Origin of the sequence: Streptomyces spiramyceticus, from assembly GCF_028807635.1 — a bacterium.
Taxonomy (GTDB): domain Bacteria; phylum Actinomycetota; class Actinomycetes; order Streptomycetales; family Streptomycetaceae; genus Streptomyces; species Streptomyces spiramyceticus.
Window position 1 is genome coordinate 1 of sequence record NZ_JARBAX010000002.1, and the last position, 18,707, is coordinate 18,707.

The window sequence follows — 18,707 nt, forward strand, 5'->3', positions numbered from 1 at the left end:
GACCGAGTCCGTGAACGAGATGGCCGGGAACCTGACCCGGCAGGTGCGCGCGATCGCGGCCGTGGCGACCGCGGTCACCCGCGGCGACCTGAATCTCAAGATCGACGTCGATGCGGCGGGCGAGATCCAGGTCCTGCAGGACAACATCAACACGATGATCGCCAACCTGCGCGACACCACTCTCGCCAACAAGGAACAGGACTGGCTCAAGGGCAACCTGGCCCGTATCTCGGGTCTGATGCAGGGCCGCCGTGACCTCGACGACGTGGCCTCGCTGATCATGAGCGAGCTCACCCCGGTCGTCTCGGCCCAGCACGGCGCGTTCTTCCTCGCACTGACGACGCGCGGCAACTCCGAGGTGGGGGCGGACGAGGACAGCCCGTACGAGCTGCGCATGCGCGGCAGTTACGGCTACTCGGCGGGCTCGATGCCGACGTCCTTCAAGCCCGGTGAGACCCTCATCGGCACTGCCGCCGAGGAGAAGCGCACGATCCTGGTGGACAACGTGCCGCCGGGCTACCTCAAGATCTCCTCCGGTCTCGGCGAGGCTCCGCCGGCGCATGTGATCGTGCTGCCGGTGCTCTTCGAGGGGAAGGTCCTCGGTGTGATCGAGCTGGCGTCGTTCCAGCCTTTCACCCAGATCCAGAAGGACTTCCTGAACCAGATCGCCGAGATGATCGCGACGAGCGTCAACACCATCAGTGTCAACACGAAGACCGAGGTGCTGCTGGAGCAGTCGCAGGAACTGACCGAGCAACTGCGCGAGCGGTCGGAGGAGTTGGAGAACCGGCAGAAGGCCCTCCAGGCGTCCAATGCCGAACTGGAGGAGAAGGCCGAGCTGCTGGCCCAGCAGAACCGCGACATCGAAGTGAAGAACACCGAGATCGAAGAGGCCAGGCAGGTCCTGGAGGAGCGTGCCGAGCAGCTCGCGGTCTCGATGCGCTACAAGTCCGAGTTCCTGGCGAACATGTCGCACGAGCTGCGCACACCGCTCAACTCGCTGCTCATCCTGGCCAAGCTGCTCGCCGACAACGCGGAGGGCAATCTCTCCCCGAAGCAGGTGGAGTTCGCCGAGACGATCCACGGAGCGGGCTCCGACCTGCTCCAGCTGATCAACGACATCCTCGACCTGTCAAAGGTCGAGGCGGGCAAGATGGACGTCAGCCCGACCCGGATCGCGCTGGTCCAGCTCGTCGACTACGTCGAGGCGACCTTCCGGCCGCTCACCGCGGAGAAGGGGCTCGACTTCTCCGTACGAGTGTCTCCGGAACTGCCCGCGACGCTTCACACGGACGAGCAGCGGCTGTTGCAGGTGCTGCGCAATCTCCTGTCCAACGCGGTGAAGTTCACCGACACGGGGGCCGTCGAGCTCGTCATCCGGCCGGCCAGCGCCGACGTACCGAACGCGATCCGCGAGCAGCTTCTGGAGGCCGGTTCGCTGCGCGACCCGGACGGTGATCTCATCGCCTTCTCGGTGACCGACACCGGTATCGGGATCGCGGCGAGCAAGATGCGGGTGATCTTCGAGGCGTTCAAGCAGGCCGACGGGACGACCAGCAGGAAGTACGGCGGCACGGGCCTCGGCCTGTCCATCAGCCGGGAGATCGCCCGTCTCCTCGGCGGCGAGATCCACGCGGCGAGCGAGCCGGGCCGCGGATCGACCTTCACGCTCTATCTGCCGCTGAACCCGAGCGAACTGCCGCCCCAGGGTTACCCGCAGATCTCCCCCGGCGGTATGGAGCCGCTGCGCGGCAGCAGCTCCGACGACGCTGCGGCGCAGGGCGCGGTCCAGCAGACCGGCCCGGCCCCGCTGGCCTCCGACCCGCAGACCGGGCCCGCAGGGCTGTTCCGGCGGCGCCGCAAGGCGGTGGGCGGTACGGATCACCGGGCCGCGCTGCCGGGCCAGACGTCGGGGACGCCGTCGGCACAGGGCGGTCAGGAGTCCTGGACGCCGAACGGGCAGGAGACGGCGCCGGAGCCGCGTCGCGGCATCATGTTCAACAGTGAGAAGGTGCTGATCGTCGACGACGACATCCGCAATGTCTTCGCGCTCACCAGCGTGCTGGAGCAGCACGGGCTGTCCGTGCTGTACGCGGAGAACGGTCGGGAGGGCATCGAAGTCCTGGAGCAGCACGACGATGTGACGGTCGTACTGATGGACATCATGATGCCGGAAATGGACGGCTATGCGACGACCACGGCGATCCGCAGGATGCCGCAGTTCGCCGGGCTGCCGATCATCGCGCTGACGGCGAAGGCGATGAAGGGCGACCGGGAGAAGGCCATCGAGTCCGGCGCTTCCGACTACGTTACGAAGCCGGTCGATCCTGACCATCTGCTGACGGTGATGGATCAATGGATGCGTGGGGAGTGATCGTTGGCTGTACGTGTACCGGCGGGTTGCTGACTGACTGTGGCCGAAGGCGTGTGAGGCGGCGGGATACGGGGAACCTTCTGGTCTCCCACTGCGTTTCTGCTACGTGCACAGTGACATCGCGGTGACAGGGTGTGGCGACAGGCAGGGTGCGGCTACCATGACCGGCACAAGGACGGGCGACGCAAGAGAGTCGTCCCCTGGGGCGGCGCCCGGTGCACTTCCGGGGCGAGGAGGACGGGCCATGGTTCAGAAGGCCAAGATCCTCCTGGTCGATGACCGGCCGGAGAATCTGTTGGCGCTGGAGGCCATCCTCTCTGCGCTCGATCAGACACTGGTACGGGCATCGTCAGGGGAGGAAGCGCTCAAAGCGCTGCTGACGGACGACTTTGCGGTCATTCTGCTGGACGTCCAGATGCCGGGCATGGACGGTTTCGAGACCGCCGCGCACATCAAGCGGCGAGAACGGACCCGGGACATCCCGATCATCTTTCTCACCGCGATCAACCACGGTCCGCACCACACCTTCCGGGGTTATGCGGCCGGCGCCGTGGACTACATCTCGAAGCCCTTCGACCCGTGGGTGCTGCGCGCCAAGGTCTCGGTCTTCGTCGAGCTGTACATGAAGAACTGTCAGCTGCGTGAGCAGGCCGCGCTGCTGCGTCTCCAGCTGGAGGGCGGCGGCCAGGCGGGCGGCATGGGCGACGCGAAGGAGCCCGCGGGGCTCCTCGCCGAACTCTCCGCACGGCTCGCGGCGGTTGAGGAGCAGGCGGAGGCGCTCTCCAAGCAGCTCGACGACGACTCGGCCGATGCGGCGGCCGTCGCCACCGCGGCCCACCTGGAGCGGAAGCTGACCGGCCTGCGCCGGGCGCTGGATGCACTCGAACCGGGCACAAGCGGCAGCGCACCGCCTTTTCCGTCGCAGAACTGAGTTGCTGCGCCGAGTCGCAGGACTGAGGCGTAGAACCGAGCCGTAGAACTGAGCTATGGGACTGGGCCGTAGGACTGGGCGGGGCGTATGAGTCGCTGAGGGTGTGTCAGCTTGCGGCCCATGGTGCACGACACGAACGGGTGAAGCGGTGGGCACACGTGTCCACCCGGCCCCACACCGGTAACCTCACCACCATGGCCTCACGTACGTCCGGCAAGGGTTCCCAGGGCACGGCGGGCACCGCGAAGCCGCGCGCCGGCCGTACCACCGGCGCCGCGAAGAAAGCGGCGCCTGCCAAGAAGAGCACCGCGAAGAAGACCGCGCCCGCGAAAAAGGCGCCTGCGAAGAAGGCCGCCGCCAAGAAGGCGGCGGCCAGTTCCGCACCCAAGGCGGCGCCGTCCCCCACCGGGGGCGTGTACCGGCTTGTACGCGCCCTCTGGCTCGGCCTCGCGCACGGCGTGGGCGCGATGTTCCGGGGCATAGGCCGCGGCGCGAAGGGACTCGACCCCGCGCACCGCAAGGACGGCCTCGCACTGCTCCTGCTCGGTCTCGCACTGATCGTCGCGGCCGGCACCTGGGCCCAACTGCGCGGTCCCGTCGGCGACCTCGTCGAGATGCTCGTGACGGGTGCCTTCGGGCGGCTCGACCTGCTCGTGCCGATACTGCTCGGCGCCATCGCCGTACGGCTGATCCTGCATCCGGAGAAGCCCGAGGCCAACGGCCGGATCGTCATCGGGCTCTCCGCCCTCGTGATCGGCGTACTCGGCCAGGTGCACGTCGCCTGCGGGGCGCCCGGGCGCGGTGACGGCACCGAGGCGATGCAGGACGCCGGCGGGCTGATCGGCTGGGCCGCCTCCATGCCGCTGATCTTCACCATGGGCGACGTACTCGCCGTACCGCTTCTGCTGCTGCTCACGGTCTTCGGGCTGCTGGTGGTCACCGCGACGCCGGTCAATGCCATCCCGCAGCGGCTGCGGCAGCTCGGCGTCAAGCTGGGGATCGTGGCGCCGCCGCCCGGGGCGCAGGAGAGCGACGACGACCGGTACGACGAACAGTGGCGCGAAGCGCTGCCCGCGGGCGCGCGCCGTTCAACCGCGCGCCGCAGCCACGCGCCGGCGGACTATGACCCCGGTCAGGCCGAGGAGGAGGCGCTCGTCCAGCGCCGTCGGCCGCGCAGGCCCTCCGTGCAGCCCGCGCCCGCGCGCGCCATGGACGCCGTGGACGTGGCCGCGGCCGCAGCCGCCGCGCTGGACGGCGCGGTACTGAACGGGCTGCCGCCCTCGCCGCTCGTGGCGGACCTGACGCAGGGGGTCTCCGGGGAGCGGACGGCCGCCGTGCCCGGGGCACGGGAGGCGGACGGGGCGACGCCGACACCGGCCTCCGTGTCCGGGGCCCGGCTGCCCGTGGCGGATCTGACGAAGGCGCCCCCCGAGGAATCCCAGCCGCTGCCGCCCCGCGCCGAGCAGCTCCAGCTCGCCGGGGACATCACGTACGCCCTGCCCTCGCTGGACCTGCTGGAGCGGGGAGGCCCCGGCAAGACGCGCAGCGCCGCCAACGACATCGTCGTCGCCTCGCTGACGAACGTCTTCACCGAGTTCAAGGTCGACGCGGCCGTCACCGGCTTCACCCGTGGTCCGACGGTCACGCGCTACGAGGTGGAACTCGGCCCCGCCGTCAAGGTCGAGCGGATCACGGCACTGACCAAGAACATCGCGTACGCCGTCGCCAGTCCGGACGTACGCATCATCAGTCCCATCCCCGGCAAGTCCGCCGTCGGCATCGAGATCCCCAACACCGACCGCGAAATGGTCAACCTCGGCGACGTGCTGCGCCTCGCCGACGCGGCGGAGGACGACCATCCGATGCTCGTCGCGCTCGGCAAGGACGTCGAGGGCGGCTATGTGATGGCCAACCTCGCGAAGATGCCGCACGTCCTGGTCGCGGGCGCCACCGGCTCCGGAAAGTCGTCCTGCATCAACTGCCTGATCACCTCGGTGATGGTGCGGGCGACCCCCGACGACGTACGCATGGTGCTCGTCGACCCCAAGCGGGTCGAGCTCACCGCGTACGAGGGCATTCCGCACCTGATCACGCCGATCATCACCAACCCCAAGCGGGCCGCCGAGGCGCTCCAGTGGGTCGTACGGGAAATGGACCTGCGGTACGACGACCTGGCGGCGTACGGGTTCCGGCACATCGACGACTTCAACCAGGCGGTGAGGAACGGCAAGGTCAGCGCGCCCGCCGGCAGTGAGCGGGAGCTGTCGCCGTACCCGTATCTGCTGGTGATCGTCGACGAGCTGGCAGACCTGATGATGGTCGCGCCGCGCGACGTCGAGGACTCGATCGTGCGCATCACCCAATTGGCCCGCGCCGCCGGAATTCATCTGGTGCTCGCGACCCAGCGGCCGTCCGTGGACGTCGTCACGGGTCTCATCAAGGCGAATGTGCCCTCACGGCTGGCCTTCGCGACCTCGTCGCTCGCGGACAGCCGGGTCATTCTCGACCAGCCCGGCGCCGAAAAGCTGATCGGCAAGGGCGACGGTCTCTTCCTCCCGATGGGTGCGAACAAGCCGACTCGTATGCAGGGCGCGTTCGTGACGGAGGACGAGGTTTCGGCCATCGTCAGGCACTGCAAGGAGCAGATGGCGCCGGTCTTCAGGGAGGACGTCGTCGTAGGGACGGCGAAGAAGAAGGAAATCGACGAGGACATCGGCGACGACCTGGACCTTCTGTGCCAGGCGGCCGAGCTGGTGGTGTCCACTCAGTTCGGCTCGACCTCGATGCTTCAGCGGAAATTGCGTGTCGGTTTCGCAAAGGCGGGCAGGCTCATGGATCTGATGGAATCTCGGGGCATCGTCGGGCCGAGCGAGGGCTCCAAGGCGCGTGATGTCCTGGTGAAACCGGATGAACTGGATGGAATGCTCGCAGTGATCCGGGGGGAGTCTCACCCGTAAGAGAACGGCGAGCAACCGTTTCCCTTGTTCGTACGTCCAGTTGAGGGAAGGGAAGGACGCGATGGGCCCCACCATTGGGCCGTGTGGCGTTCTGATGGCGTACAAAGTCCGCCCTCCCGGTTGCCCCACCCTTTCGTACCCCCCCTAGACTGAACACCCAGCAGGTGGCTCACGCTCGAAAGGCGCCCCCGTGTCCATCGGCAACTCCCCAGAAGACGACCGGCCTTCGATTGAAATTGAAGACGACCGGCCTTCGATCGGTCGTGTCCTCCAGCAGGCTCGTATCGACGCAGGTCTGACGGTCGACGAGGTCAGCGCCTCGACCCGGGTGCGCATTCCCATCGTGCACGCGATCGAGGAGGACGACTTCAGTCGCTGCGGCGGCGACGTATACGCGCGTGGCCACATTCGTACGCTCGCGCGCGCCGTCGGAATCGAACCCGACGGACTGGTCGCTCAGTACGACGCGGCGCACGGCGGACGTCCTTCGCCGACGCCCGCGGCGCCTCTCTTCGAGGCGGAACGGATCCGTCCCGAGCGGCGTCGGCCGAACTGGACCGCGGCCATGGTCGCCGCGATCGTCGCCGTGGTCGGCTTCGTCGGCTTCACGCTCTTCAACGGCGGGGACGCCGGCACCGGCTCCAGTGTCGCGGAAGGGTCCACGCCCGCCGCCACCAAGCCGTCGACCAAGCCCTCGGCATCCAAGCCCGCCGACCCCAAGCCGGACCCGTCGGACAGCGCCATCGCGGCCGCCCCGCGGGACAAAGTGACCGTCGCGCTCACCGCGAAGGACGACAAGAGCTGGATCTCGGCGAAGGACCACAACGGGCGGCTGCTTTTCGACGGGCTCCTCCTCCAGGGCGAGTCCAAGACCTTCACGGACAAGGAGCAGATCGACCTCGTGCTCGGAAACGCCGGGGCGATGCAGCTCTTCGTGAACGGCAAGGAGGTCGCCGACGAGTTCCAGCCGGGACAGGTCGAGCGGCTTACGTACACGAAGGGTGACCCGGAGGTCGGCTGACCTCCGGGGCCCCGGACAAGGCTCTTTCTCAGGGAGCCCGCCCGAATTTTCCGGGCGGGCGCCCGCTGGGCGGTCGCTGGGGTCGCCCGCTGTCGGCAGGGCTCCGGGGCGAGGCGCCGGGCCGGGGCCAACCCTGGCGGCCGGGGTGCGCGCCGGGACAAAGTAGTCTTGAGCTCATGCCCGAACGCCGCACCGTCGCCCTTGTCACTCTTGGCTGCGCCCGTAACGAGGTGGACTCGGAGGAGCTGGCAGGCCGCTTGGCAGCGGACGGCTGGAAGCTCGTCGAGGACGCATCGGACGCGGACGTCGCCGTCGTCAACACCTGCGGATTCGTCGAAGCCGCCAAGAAGGACTCCGTCGACGCCCTGCTGGAAGCCAATGATCTGAAAGATCATGGCAGGACCCAGGCCGTCGTCGCCGTCGGCTGCATGGCCGAGCGGTACGGCAAGGAGCTCGCGGAAGCACTGCCCGAGGCCGACGGTGTGCTCGGATTCGACGACTACGCCGACATCTCCGACCGCCTTCAGACGATCCTGAACGGCGGCATCCACGCCTCCCACACCCCGCGCGACCGGCGCAAGCTGCTGCCCATCAGCCCCGCCGAGCGGCAGGACGCCTCGGACGTGGCGCTGCCCGGGCACGCGCAGGACACGCCTCCCGAGGACCTTCCCGACGGTGTCGCGCCCGCCTCGGGCCCGCGTGCGCCGCTGCGCCAGCGGCTCGGTAACAGCCCCGTCGCCTCCGTGAAGCTCGCGTCCGGGTGCGACCGGCGGTGCTCCTTCTGCGCCATCCCCTCGTTCCGCGGCTCGTTCATTTCGCGGCGCCCCTCGGACGTACTGGGAGAGACGCGCTGGCTGGCCGAGCAGGGCGTGAAGGAGGTCATGCTGGTCTCCGAGAACAACACGTCGTACGGCAAGGACCTCGGCGACATCCGGCTGCTGGAGACGCTGCTGCCCGAGCTGGCCGAGGTCGACGGCATCGAGCGGGTGCGGGTCAGCTACCTGCAGCCCGCCGAGATGCGGCCCGGACTCATCGACGTACTGACGTCCACGCCGAAGATCGCGCCGTACTTCGACCTGTCCTTCCAGCACTCGGCGGCCGGTGTGCTGCGCTCGATGCGGCGCTTCGGTGACACCGACCGCTTCCTGGAGCTGCTGGAGACCATTCGCAACAAGGCGCCGCAGGCCGGTGTGCGCTCCAACTTCATCGTGGGCTTCCCCGGCGAGAGCGAGGCCGACCTGGGCGAGCTGGAGCGCTTCCTGACGGGCGCCAGGCTCGACGCCATCGGCGTCTTCGGGTACTCCGACGAGGAGGGCACCGAGGCTGTCACGTACGACCACAAGCTCGACTCCGAGGTCATCGCGGAGCGGCTGGAGCACATCTCGCGGCTCTCCGACGAGCTCACCTCGCAGAGGGCCGAGGAGCGGCTCGGCGAGACGGTCGAGGTGCTGGTCGAGTCGGTCGACGGCGAGGACGGCGCGGTGGGCCGGGCGGCGCACCAGGCGCCCGAGACGGATGGCCAGGTGGTCTTCACCACGGGCCAGGGCCTGGCTGTCGGTCGTATGGTCGTGGCAAAGGTCGTCGGGACCGAGGGTGTGGACCTGGTGGCCGAACCGCTCGGTGCTGAGGAGGCGGCCAGATGACCGGAGTGCCGGCATCCGCGGCGGGCGGCTCCGGTAGGCCGGCGCCCGGCGGCAAGCTGGGCGCTGCGGCCGTCAATCAGGCCAGCCTGTGGAACATCGCGAACATACTGACCATGGTGCGGCTGGTGCTCGTGCCCGGCTTCGTCATGCTGATGCTGCAGGACGGCGGCTACGACCCGGCCTGGCGGGCCTGGGCATGGGCGGCGTTCGCCGTCGCCATGATCACCGACATCTTCGACGGCCATCTGGCGCGTACGTACAACCTGGTCACCGACTTCGGCAAGATCGCCGACCCGATCGCCGACAAGGCGATCATGGGTGCGGCGCTGCTCTGTCTGTCGGCGCTCGGGGATCTGCCGTGGTGGGTGACGGGCGTCATTCTCTTCCGGGAGCTCGGCATCACGGTGCTGCGCTTCTGGGTGATCAGGCACGGTGTGATTCCGGCCAGCCGCGGCGGCAAGATGAAGACGTTGCTGCAGGGCGTGGCGGTCGGGATGTACGTACTGGCGCTGACCGGGCCGCTTGCCACGGCGCGGTTCTGGGTCATGGCGGTGGCTGTGGCGCTGACTGTGCTGACCGGGCTCGACTATGTGCGGCAGGCAGTCGTGCTGCGGCGGGCAGGGCTCGCGGCGGAGCGGGCTGAGCAGGCGGAGCGCGCCGAGCAGGTCGAGCCGGCAGAGCGGGTTGCCGAGCGGACGGGCCAGGCTGAGCGGGCTGGGCAGGACTCTGCGGAGGAGTCGTCGCGGTGACTGCTGTTCCCGAGGTGGGGCCCGGGGCCGGGATCCGGGCCGTCGCGGCTGAGGTGCTTGAGCTGATGGCGGGGCGGGGCGAGACGCTCGCCGTCGCCGAATCGCTGACCGGTGGCCTGGTGGCCGCCGAGCTGACTTCCGTGCCCGGTGCCTCGCGGGTCTTCCGCGGATCGGTCACGGCGTACACGACCGAGCTGAAACGGGACGTACTCGGGGTCGACGGGGCACTTCTGGAGCAGCACGGCGCCGTGGACCCGGAGGTCGCGCGGCAGATGGCGGCCGGTGTACGGCGCGTGCTCGGGGCCGGCTGGGGTATCGCAACGACGGGCGTCGCCGGGCCGGACGGGCAGGACGGAAAGCCCGTCGGGACGGTGTTTGTGGCGGTTGCGGGGCCGGGCGGTACAGGGAATGTGGCCCCTTTGAGGTTGAACGGGGACCGGGCGGTAATCCGTATGGAGAGTGTACGAAGAGTGCTGACCCTGCTCTTCGGCGAACTGATCGAGAATGCGCGGGCACAGGATACGGAACAGAACGGGGGGAATTGATGTTTGCAGCCCTGAGTGAACACGACATCGCTCCCCGCACGGCCGCTGCGCAAGGCGGTACGGTGGGGCGTGAAGGATGCGGCTACGCGGTCCGAGGAGGGAGCCACCGATGATTCTGCTCCGTCGCCTGCTTGGTGACGTGCTGCGTCGGCAGCGCCAGCGCCAGGGCCGTACTCTGCGCGAAGTCTCCTCGTCCGCCCGAGTCTCACTCGGCTATCTATCCGAGGTGGAGCGGGGGCAGAAGGAGGCTTCCTCCGAGCTGCTCTCCGCTATCTGCGACGCGCTTGACGTACGGATGTCCGAGCTCATGCGCGAAGTGAGTGATGAGTTGTCGCTGGCTGAGCTGGCGGAGTCGGCGGCGAGCGAGCCGGTGCGTCCACCGGTACGCCCGATGCTCAATTCCGTGTCGGTGACGTCGGTGGCAGGAGTGCCACCGGAGCGGGTGACGATCAAGGCGCCCGCGGAAGCGGTGGACGTCGTCGCTGCGTGATCCGGCTTGAGAATTCTGAAGCTCTGAGGCTCTGAACTTTTGAGGTTCTGAGTTTAGGAAAGAGCCCCGATGGGTCCTCGTTAGGACTGTCGGGGCTCTTTCATGCCCTGGCATGACCGTTTTGCGTCATTTATGCCAAGGTGGTGGGAGCCGTGAAGCCGGACCCTGAGGAGGAAACGGATGTCTGTCGTGAAGAGCACCCTGCCCGAGGCGGATCTCAAGGTGGTGGGTGAGGCTCTGCAGGGGTCGCTCGTCGACCTCGTGGATCTCGCCCTTGTGGCCAAACAGGTCCACTGGAACGTGGTGGGCCCGCGCTTCCGGTCCGTACATCTGCAGCTGGACGAGGTGGTCGCCTCGGCGCGGCTGCACTCCGACACGGTGGCCGAGCGGGCCTCGGCGATCGGCGTAAACCCGGACGGGCGGTCCGCGAGTGTGGCGAGGTCGACCGCGATCCAGGAGGTGCCGCAGGGGTGGATCAAGGATGTCGATGCCGTACGGATCCTCGTGGACGCGCTCGGTGTTGTCGTCGGCCGCATGCGTGAGCGGATCGAGGCCACGGCCGACCCGGATCCGGTGACCCAGGACATCATCATCGGGCTGACCGCGGACCTTGAGAAGCACGCATGGATGTTCCAGGCCGAGAGCGTGTAGGGCGCGTGATGCGGCGGGACGCGCCGGTTGTGCTTCCGGCGCCCCTCCCGTCGGGTGATCGGGCCCGTCTAGCGTCGGCCGGAGGAGGCTGCCATGGCTTGGCGTGACTTCCGGGGACGTGGGGTGGTGCGGCGGGTGCGTCTGATGGGGTTTGTGTGGGTGCCTGCAAGGGAGCCTGTGCGAGTGCCTGTACGGGCGTCTCTACGGGTGCTTTTGCGGGTGCCTGTGCTTGTGGTGCTGCTTGTGGTGGGCGCGGTGTGGTGGTGGGCCGTGCTGCGGCTGGTGCTGGTGCCGGAGCGGGCGGGTGTCGTCGAGGGGGCGGTGGCGGCGGGGGGCTGGGGGCTGAGCCTGCTGCCGGTTCATGTGGTTTCGGCGGCTGGTGGTGGTGCTGGCGCTCCCGGTGCCTCCGGCGCTCTCGGTACCTCCGGTGCTTCTGGTGCGTCGGGTGCTTGCGGTGCCTCGGGTGCTCGCGGTGTTGGTGTTACCAGGGCATCGCGACGCCGCCGTTGGGGCGGAGGATCTGGCCCGTCGTGAAGAGGGATGCGTCCGAGGCCAGGTGGAGGACCGCGTGCGCGATGTCCTCGGGCTCTCCGACACGGCCGAGCGGGGACATGCGGACCATGGCGGCCTCGGCCTGGTGCTGGAGTGCCGCATCGTGGCGGTCGGTCATGGGGGTGCGGATCCAGCCGGGGGCTACGGCATTGACGCGGATGGAGTGCCGGCCGAGTTCGGTGGCGAGCGTCCTGGTGAGCTGGACGACGGCAGCCTTGGCCGCGCTGTAGCAGAGCAGGCCGGGGCTCGCGGCGTCGACGGCGCCCGATGCCATGGTGATGATGCTGCCGGGGGTTTTGGCGGCGATCATGGCGCGGGCCGCCTCCTGGCATGCGTACAGCACACCCTTGAAATTGACCGCCAGGACGCGGTCGAGGTCCTCGTCGCGGGTCTCCAGGACCGGGCTGGAGTGCATGATTCCGGCGATGGCCGCGAGGATGTCGAGCCGCCCTGCTGCGGCGACCGCCTCGGCGAGCCGGGCGCGGTCGGTGACGTCGAGGGGGTGGGGATGTGCGGTGCCGCCTGCCTTGGTGATCAGGGCGGTGGTCTCGTGGAGGCCGTTCTCGTCGCGGTCCGCGCAGTGGACGCTCGCACCGGCCTCCGCCAGGAGCAGCGCGCTCGCCCTGCCTATGCCGCTCGCGGCGCCGGTTACCAGTGCGGTGCGGCCGGTGAGGTCGTACGCCTTGAGGGGCATGGGGGGACGGTACGGCTGGACCTGACGGGGCGTCAACTATGGGGTAGGGCCCAACTGGCAGCGCGGGCACCAGTACGTGGGGCGGGCGCGGGTGCCGTCGCCCTGGTCGGCGACGCGGATCGGGGCGCCGCAGCGCAGGCAGGGGCGGCCTTCGCGGCCGTACACGTACAGGGGTGGGGTGAGGGCGCGGAGGGTGGTGCGGCGGCGGGGGCTGTCGCGGTTTGCCTCCAGGAGGCGCTTGGCGGCGGCGACGAGGCGGTCGGGGGCGGGGAGTTCGCCGATGGGGAGCCATGGGGTGGCGCGGGCGAAGAAGCAGAGCTCCGACTTATACACGTTGCCGATGCCGGCGAGGTTGCGCTGGTCGAGGAGGGCTTCGCCGAGGGGGCGGGCGGGGTCTTCCAGGAGGCGCCGGAGGGCTTCGTCGGCGTTCCAGTCGGGGCCGAGGAGGTCGGGGCCGAGGTGGCCGACGGCCTCTGCTTCGTCCTGGGTGCGGATGAGTTCCAGTACGGGGAGGCGGTAGCCGACGGCGGTGTGGTGGGCGGTGCCGAGGATGGCGCGGATCTGGTGGGCGGGGCCGCCGCGCCAGGGCTCTCCGGCGGCGTAGACCTTCCAGGCGCCGTCCATGCGGAGGTGGCTGTGGAGGGTGAGGCCGCCTTCGATACGGGCGAGGAGGTGCTTGCCGCGCGGGGTGACGTCCAGGACGGTGCGGCCGGTCAGGTCGGCGGTGGCGAATCGGGGGACGCGCAGGTCGAAGCGGGTGAGGGGGCGACCGGCCAGGGCGGTGTGCAGGCGATGGGCGGCCTGCCAGACGGAGTCTCCTTCGGGCATGGGTCCATGATGACCCCCTGGGATGCCAGACCCTGGGGCGCGGGCTTCCAGGTGCCTTGGGGAGGGCTCGGCGGGACTCCCTCGGGGTCTCCAGAGGCGCTCTTTGGGGCCGTTCTGGGGCGCCGGGAGACGCTCTGTGGTGGTGGGTGGGCTCGCGGGGTGGGGTGGCGGGCCCAGGGGCCCCAGGGAGGGCCCCGATGAGCGTTTGCGGGCGCCGCGGGAGTGCGCCGGGGCCTGGGTGGGCCCTGGCCGGCCCTGGAAACTCTCACCAGGCGGGCGGAGGCCTGGGAGGTCTCGGGTGGCCCGGGTGGCGAGCAGGGGCTAGAGCTGGCTACGGACTCGGGGCGGGCGCTGCACGGGTTCCGGCCGGGCGGGCACTCTTCCGGCTCTGGCCGGAGGCAGCTTTGGCTCCCGGCCACGGTCAGCGAGTGCCTGGGCTTTCGCCCCCGGTCAGGGCGGGCATTTGGTTCCAAGGCGAGTGCAGGGTGAGGCGCCGGATCCGGGCTCCTGGTAGTGGCGGTCGCTGGCTGGGCGTGTGTGGCGGGCGGGACGTTACGGGCGGAGGCGGAGGCCTCGGGGGGTGGCGTGGAAGCCGGCTGATTCCAGGGTTTGGCCCAGGGGGGACGTCAGGGCCGGGGTGCCGTTGGTGCGTTCTACCGTGATGGTGCCCAGGGCGCCTTCGCGGGCCGCCGTGGCCAGCGCTTCGGCCGCCGCGGTCATGCGGGGGTCCGGTGACGACGCGTCGTTCCGGTCGGTGGGCCAGGCCAGCAGCGTTTTGCCGCCGCGCTCCATGTACATGGTCAGTTCGCCGTCCACCAGGACAACCAGGGCTCCCGCCTTGCGGCCGGGCTTGTGGCCCGCTTCGGCGGGGGGATCGGGCCAGGGCAGGGCAGCGCCGTACGCATTGGCCGGGTCCGCCGCAGCGAGGACCACCGCGCGGTTCGGGGACTCCGCGTCTGCGCGCTCACGTGCGGTGGCGGCCGCGCGGAGGCGGTCGACCGCGCCGTCCATGGCGAACTGGGCGGCGCCGAGGCCCTCCACGACGTAACCGCGCCGAGCCTGCCCGCTGTCCTCGAAGGCCGCCAGGATGCGGTACGTCGCCGAGAAGCCACCCTCGACACCTTCGGCGGCGACCGCGCCTCGCGTGACCACGCCGTGCCGGTCCAGCAGCGTGCGGGCGAGGGCGTGGGCGCGGTGCGTCGGGTCCGGTTCGTGGGCGGGGAGCAGCGACCAGCGGCCGGAGACGGTGGGCGGGCCGGTGCGGGAGGCTGGGCGGGCGGCTGCGGTGAGCGTGCCGTAACGCCCGCGTGGCACCGCGCGCTTCGCCCGGTGGGCGGTGGAGCCCGCGGTACGACCGGAACCGAGGAGGGAGCGCAGTGGCGCGAGCGTGTCGTTGGTGAGCCGCCCCGACCACCCCAGGTCCCATATGACGTCGGCCAGTTGGGCGTCTGTGCAGTCGGGGTGAGTGGTGGCGCGGACCGTGTCGCCGATCTGGCGGAAGAAGAGTCCGTATCCCCCGGAGAGGGTGGTGAGAACCGATTCGTGGAGGGCGGTCAGTTCAAGAGGGTGCGGCTGGGACAGAAGCAGGGGCGCCGCGTCGGCGAGATAGAGGGAGATCCAGCCGTCCTTGCCGGGGAGAGCGCCCGATCCCGCCCACAGGACCTCGCCCGTGGTGGTGAGCTCGTCGAGCATGGAGGGCGTGTAGCCGACGACGCGGGACGGCAGAATCAGCTTTTCGAGCGCGGAAGCGGGAACGGAAGCTCCCTGCAGCTGCTCGATGACGCGCGCCAGCCCGTCGATGCCGCGCAGTCGATTGCTGCTGAAGTGCTGCCACTGGGGGAGGAACGTGGCGAGCGCTGCGGGCGGCACCGGCTCCAGCTCGTGGCGCAGGGCGGCGAGGGAGCGGCGCCGGAGGCGGCGCAGCACCGTCGCGTCGCACCACTCCTGGCCGATCCCGGCGGGGTGGAACTCGCCCTGAACGACACGGCTGTTCGCGGCAAGACGGTGCAGCGCACCGTCGGTGACCGCCGCGCCGAGGCCGAAGCGGGCGGCGGCGGTGGCTGTCGTGAAGGGGCCGTGGGTCCGGGCGAAACGGGCCAGGAGATCGCCGAGCGGGTCCTTGACCGGCTCGGTGAACGCTTCCGGTACGCCGACGGGCAGTGCGGTGCCCAGTGCGTCGCGCAGGCGGCCCGCGTCCTCGATGGCCGCCCAGTGGTCCGCCCCCGCGATACGGACACGGATCGCCCGGCGCGCGGAGGCCAGGGACTGCGCCCACTCGGGTTCGCCGCCGCGGGCCGTCAACTCGGCGTCTGTGAGCGGGCCCAGGACGCGCAGGGCGTCGGCCATGCCCTCAATATCCTTGATACGGCGGTCTTCGGTGAGCCACTGGAGTTCCTGCTCCAGCTCGGTCAGGACATCGGCGTCGAGCAGCTCGCGCAGCTCGGCCTGGCCGAGCAGCTCGGCGAGGAGCCGGGAGTCCAGCGACAGCGCGGCGGCTCGCCGCTCTGCGAGGGGCGAGTCACCCTCGTACAGGAACTGGGCGACGTAACCGAAGAGAAGGGACCGGGCGAAGGGCGACGGTTCGGTGGTGGTGACCTCGACGAGGCGGACGCGGCGGGATTCGATGTCGCCCATGAGCTCGGTCAGGCCCGGCACGTCGAAGACGTCCTGCAGGCATTCCCGTACGGCTTCAAGGACGATCGGGAACGAGCCGAACTCGGACGCCACCTGGAGCAGCTGCGAGGCACGCTGGCGCTGCTGCCACAGGGGCGTTCGCTTGCCCGGGCTGCGGCGGGGCAGCAGCAGGGCCCGGGCGGCGCACTCACGGAAGCGGGCGGCGAAGAGGGCGGAACCGCCTACCTGGTCAGTGACGATCTGGCTGATCTCGCCTTTGTCGAAAGCGACGTCCGCAGCGCCGAGCGGAGCCTGCTCACTGTCGAATTCCGTGCCCTGCCTGGACGGTTCTTCGTCGAGCAGGTCGAAGCCCATGAGGTCCGCATCGGGCAGGCGCAGCACGATGCCGTCGTCGGCGTGCATGACCTGGGCGTCCATGCCGTACCGCTCTCCCAGGCGGGTCCCGAGGGCCAGCGCCCAAGGGGCATGCACCTGGGCGCCGAAGGGGGAGTGGATGACGACGCGCCAGTCACCGAGCTCGTCGCGGAAACGCTCGACGACGATGGTGCGGTCGTCCGGGATGTGACCGGCGGCCCGGCGCTGCTCGTCGAGGTAGGCGAGGACATTGTCGGCGGCCCAGGCGTCGAGCCCGGCGGCGAACAGGCGCAGCCGCGCGTCGTCGGCGGTGAGCGAGCCGACCTCGCGGAGGAACGCGCCGAGCGCGCGGCCCAGTTCGAGGGGACGGCCCAGCTGGTCGCCCTTCCAGAACGGCAGCCGCCCCGGCACGCCAGGTGCGGGGGAGACCAGCACGCGGTCGCGGGTGATGTCCTCGATGCGCCACGAGGTGGTGCCGAGGGTGAAGACGTCGCCGACCCGCGACTCGTAGACCATCTCCTCGTCGAGCTCCCCGACGCGGCCGCCGCCCTTCTTCGGGTCGGCCCCTGCCAGGAAGACGCCGAAGAGCCCGCGATCGGGAATGGTGCCCCCGGAAGTCACGGCGAGGCGCTGTGCGCCCGGGCGGCCCGTGACCGTACCGGCGATACGGTCCCACACCACACGCGGGCGGAGCTCGGCGAAGGCGTCGGACGGGTAGCGGCCGGCGAGCATGTCGAGGACTGCCGTGAAGGCGGACTCGGGGAGCGAGGCGAAGGGGGCCGCTCGACGGACGACCGTAAGGAGGTCGTCCATCTGCCAGGTGTCCATGGCGACCATGGCGACGAGCTGCTGCGCCAGTACGTCGAGAGGGTTGGCGGGGACGCGCAGGGCCTCGATGGAGCCGCTGCGCATGCGCTCCGTGACGACCGCCGACTGCACCAGGTCGCCCCGGTACTTGGGGAACACCACGCCCGTGGAGACCGCGCCGACCTGGTGCCCGGCGCGGCCGACGCGCTGGAGGCCGGATGCGACGGAGGGCGGCGACTCGACCTGGACGACGAGGTCCACCGCGCCCATGTCGATGCCCAGTTCAAGGCTGGAAGTGGCGACGACGGCCGGCAGTCGGCCCGCCTTGAGGTCCTCCTCGACGAGGGCCCGCTGTTCCTTGGAGACCGAACCGTGGTGGGCACGGGCCAGCAGTGGTGGCGCACCCTTGGCGGCGCCCGACTCGGCCATGATCGAGGCAGGGGAGTGCGCTTCGGGCAGTGGCTCACCGGTGGCACGCTCGTACGCGATCTCATTGAGCCGGTTGCACAGGCGCTCCGCGAGGCGGCGGGAGTTGGCGAAGACGATCGTCGAGCGGTGGGCCTGGACGAGGTCGGCGATGCGCTCCTCGACATGAGGCCAGATCGACGGCGTGTCGCCCGCGTCGTCCCCCTTGGCGGGGGCGCCGCCCAGCTCGCTCAGGTCCTGCACGGGGACGACCACCGACAGGTCGAATTCCTTGCTCGACGGTGGCTGGACGATCGACACCTTGCGCTTCGGGGAGAGGAAGCGGGCCACCTCGTCCACCGGCCGGACCGTCGCCGACAGGCCGATCCGGCGGGCGGGCCGTGGCAGCAGCTCGTCCAGCCGCTCCAGGGACACGGCGAGATGCGCCCCTCGCTTGGTCCCCGCGACGGCGTGCACCTCGTCGAGGATGACCGTCTCGATGCCGGCGAGGGCGTCGCGCGCCGCGGATGTGAGCATCAGGAACAGCGACTCGGGCGTGGTGATGAGAATGTCCGGCGGCTTGGTCGCCATGGACCGCCGCTCGGCGGCCGGGGTGTCGCCCGAGCGGATGCCGACCCGCACCTCGGGCTCCGGCATCCCGAGCCGTACGGCCTCTTGGCGGATGCCGGTGAGCGGGCTGCGGAGGTTGCGCTCGACGTCGACCGCGAGGGCCTTGAGCGGTGATACGTACAGCACGCGGCAGCGCCGCCTGGCGTCGGCGGGCGGGGGCGTGGACGCCAGATCGTCGAGGGCGGCGAGGAAGGCGGCCAGCGTCTTGCCGGAACCCGTCGGGGCCACGACCAGGACGTCGGAGCCCTCGGAAATCGCCTGCCACGCGCCTTCCTGCGCCGCGGTGGGCGCGCTGAAGGCCCCCGTGAACCAGCTGCGGGTCGCGGGGGAGAAGGAGTCGAGCGCTGTCCTGGCCATGCCCCCCATCGTGCACCCGACCACTGACAACGGGTGTCCAGGACATGGACGCGCAGGTCAGCGGTGCTTGGGCGGGAGCAGAATG

Annotated in this window: 12 protein-coding genes; 9 read left to right on the forward strand and 3 right to left on the reverse strand. The window is 70.1% G+C overall.

All coding sequences use genetic code 11. The features are described 5' to 3' along the window. From PXH83_RS23755 to PXH83_RS23795, 9 genes are all read left to right on the forward strand, one after another. The coding region (locus tag PXH83_RS23755) for an ATP-binding protein (RefSeq protein WP_274563024.1) at window positions 1-2,374 on the forward strand (2,374 nt) is incomplete at its 5' end. Window positions 2,375-2,618: 244 nt separating this feature from the next. Next, on the forward strand, window positions 2,619-3,305 hold the full coding sequence (locus tag PXH83_RS23760) for a response regulator (RefSeq protein ID WP_214929338.1): 687 nt from the start codon (window positions 2,619-2,621) through the stop codon (window positions 3,303-3,305). A 194-nt stretch (window positions 3,306-3,499) separates the two neighbouring features. After that, the gene (locus PXH83_RS23765) at window positions 3,500-6,262 is read left to right on the forward strand and encodes a DNA translocase FtsK (protein WP_274563025.1); all 2,763 of its coding nucleotides are present in this window, start codon (window positions 3,500-3,502) and stop codon (window positions 6,260-6,262) included. Window positions 6,263-6,452: 190 nt separating this feature from the next. Then, the gene (locus PXH83_RS23770) at window positions 6,453-7,283 is read left to right on the forward strand and encodes a helix-turn-helix domain-containing protein (RefSeq protein ID WP_274563027.1); all 831 of its coding nucleotides are present in this window, start codon (window positions 6,453-6,455) and stop codon (window positions 7,281-7,283) included. 176 nt (window positions 7,284-7,459) lie between these two features. Continuing rightward, window positions 7,460-8,926: a 30S ribosomal protein S12 methylthiotransferase RimO gene (gene rimO, locus PXH83_RS23775; protein WP_274563028.1), complete on the forward strand. Its 1,467-nt coding sequence runs from the start codon at window positions 7,460-7,462 to the stop codon at window positions 8,924-8,926. After that, window positions 8,923-9,675: a CDP-diacylglycerol--glycerol-3-phosphate 3-phosphatidyltransferase gene (pgsA, locus tag PXH83_RS23780; RefSeq protein ID WP_274563029.1), complete on the forward strand. Its 753-nt coding sequence runs from the start codon at window positions 8,923-8,925 to the stop codon at window positions 9,673-9,675. Before rimO ends, pgsA begins: the two co-directional genes overlap by 4 nt. A gap of 65 nt (window positions 9,676-9,740) precedes the next feature. Continuing rightward, a complete protein-coding gene (locus PXH83_RS23785; protein ID WP_420803282.1) occupies window positions 9,741-10,220 on the forward strand; it encodes a CinA family protein in 480 nt (159 codons plus the stop codon). Between the two features lie 109 nt (window positions 10,221-10,329). Continuing rightward, entirely contained in the window at window positions 10,330-10,710 is a 381-nt protein-coding gene (locus PXH83_RS23790; protein WP_028814221.1) for a helix-turn-helix domain-containing protein, read from the forward strand. A 180-nt stretch (window positions 10,711-10,890) separates the two neighbouring features. Then, a complete protein-coding gene (locus tag PXH83_RS23795; protein ID WP_274563033.1) occupies window positions 10,891-11,361 on the forward strand; it encodes a Dps family protein in 471 nt (156 codons plus the stop codon). A gap of 481 nt (window positions 11,362-11,842) precedes the next feature. Here the strand turns inward: PXH83_RS23795 and PXH83_RS23805 are convergent, their stop codons facing one another. The 3 genes from PXH83_RS23805 to PXH83_RS23815 all read right to left on the reverse strand — a co-directional run bounded on the left by PXH83_RS23805 (window position 11,843) and on the right by PXH83_RS23815 (window position 18,622). Next, window positions 11,843-12,607, reverse strand: coding sequence for an SDR family NAD(P)-dependent oxidoreductase (locus PXH83_RS23805; protein WP_274563034.1), 765 nt, complete (start codon window positions 12,605-12,607; stop codon window positions 11,843-11,845). Window positions 12,608-12,643: 36 nt separating this feature from the next. Continuing rightward, on the reverse strand, window positions 12,644-13,435 hold the full coding sequence (locus PXH83_RS23810) for an Fpg/Nei family DNA glycosylase (protein WP_274563036.1): 792 nt from the start codon (window positions 13,433-13,435) through the stop codon (window positions 12,644-12,646). 552 nt (window positions 13,436-13,987) lie between these two features. After that, on the reverse strand, window positions 13,988-18,622 hold the full coding sequence (locus PXH83_RS23815) for an ATP-dependent helicase (RefSeq protein WP_274563038.1): 4,635 nt from the start codon (window positions 18,620-18,622) through the stop codon (window positions 13,988-13,990). Window positions 18,623-18,707 lie beyond the last annotated feature (85 nt).

What these genes read in the sequence shown, in the direction of transcription:
- PXH83_RS23790 (WP_028814221.1), top strand. Translation starts at nt 10,330, where the DNA reads ATGATTCTGCTCCGTCGCCTGCTTGGTGACGTGCTGCGTCGGCAGCGC.
- PXH83_RS23815 (WP_274563038.1), bottom strand. Translation starts at nt 18,622, where the DNA reads ATGGCCAGGACAGCGCTCGACTCCTTCTCCCCCGCGACCCGCAGCTGG.
- PXH83_RS23760 (WP_214929338.1), top strand. Translation starts at nt 2,619, where the DNA reads ATGGTTCAGAAGGCCAAGATCCTCCTGGTCGATGACCGGCCGGAGAAT.
- PXH83_RS23805 (WP_274563034.1), bottom strand. Translation starts at nt 12,607, where the DNA reads ATGCCCCTCAAGGCGTACGACCTCACCGGCCGCACCGCACTGGTAACC.
- PXH83_RS23765 (WP_274563025.1), top strand. Translation starts at nt 3,500, where the DNA reads ATGGCCTCACGTACGTCCGGCAAGGGTTCCCAGGGCACGGCGGGCACC.
- PXH83_RS23785 (WP_420803282.1), top strand. Translation starts at nt 9,741, where the DNA reads ATGGCGGGGCGGGGCGAGACGCTCGCCGTCGCCGAATCGCTGACCGGT.
- rimO (WP_274563028.1), top strand. Translation starts at nt 7,460, where the DNA reads ATGCCCGAACGCCGCACCGTCGCCCTTGTCACTCTTGGCTGCGCCCGT.
- PXH83_RS23795 (WP_274563033.1), top strand. Translation starts at nt 10,891, where the DNA reads ATGTCTGTCGTGAAGAGCACCCTGCCCGAGGCGGATCTCAAGGTGGTG.
- pgsA (WP_274563029.1), top strand. Translation starts at nt 8,923, where the DNA reads ATGACCGGAGTGCCGGCATCCGCGGCGGGCGGCTCCGGTAGGCCGGCG.
- PXH83_RS23810 (WP_274563036.1), bottom strand. Translation starts at nt 13,435, where the DNA reads ATGCCCGAAGGAGACTCCGTCTGGCAGGCCGCCCATCGCCTGCACACC.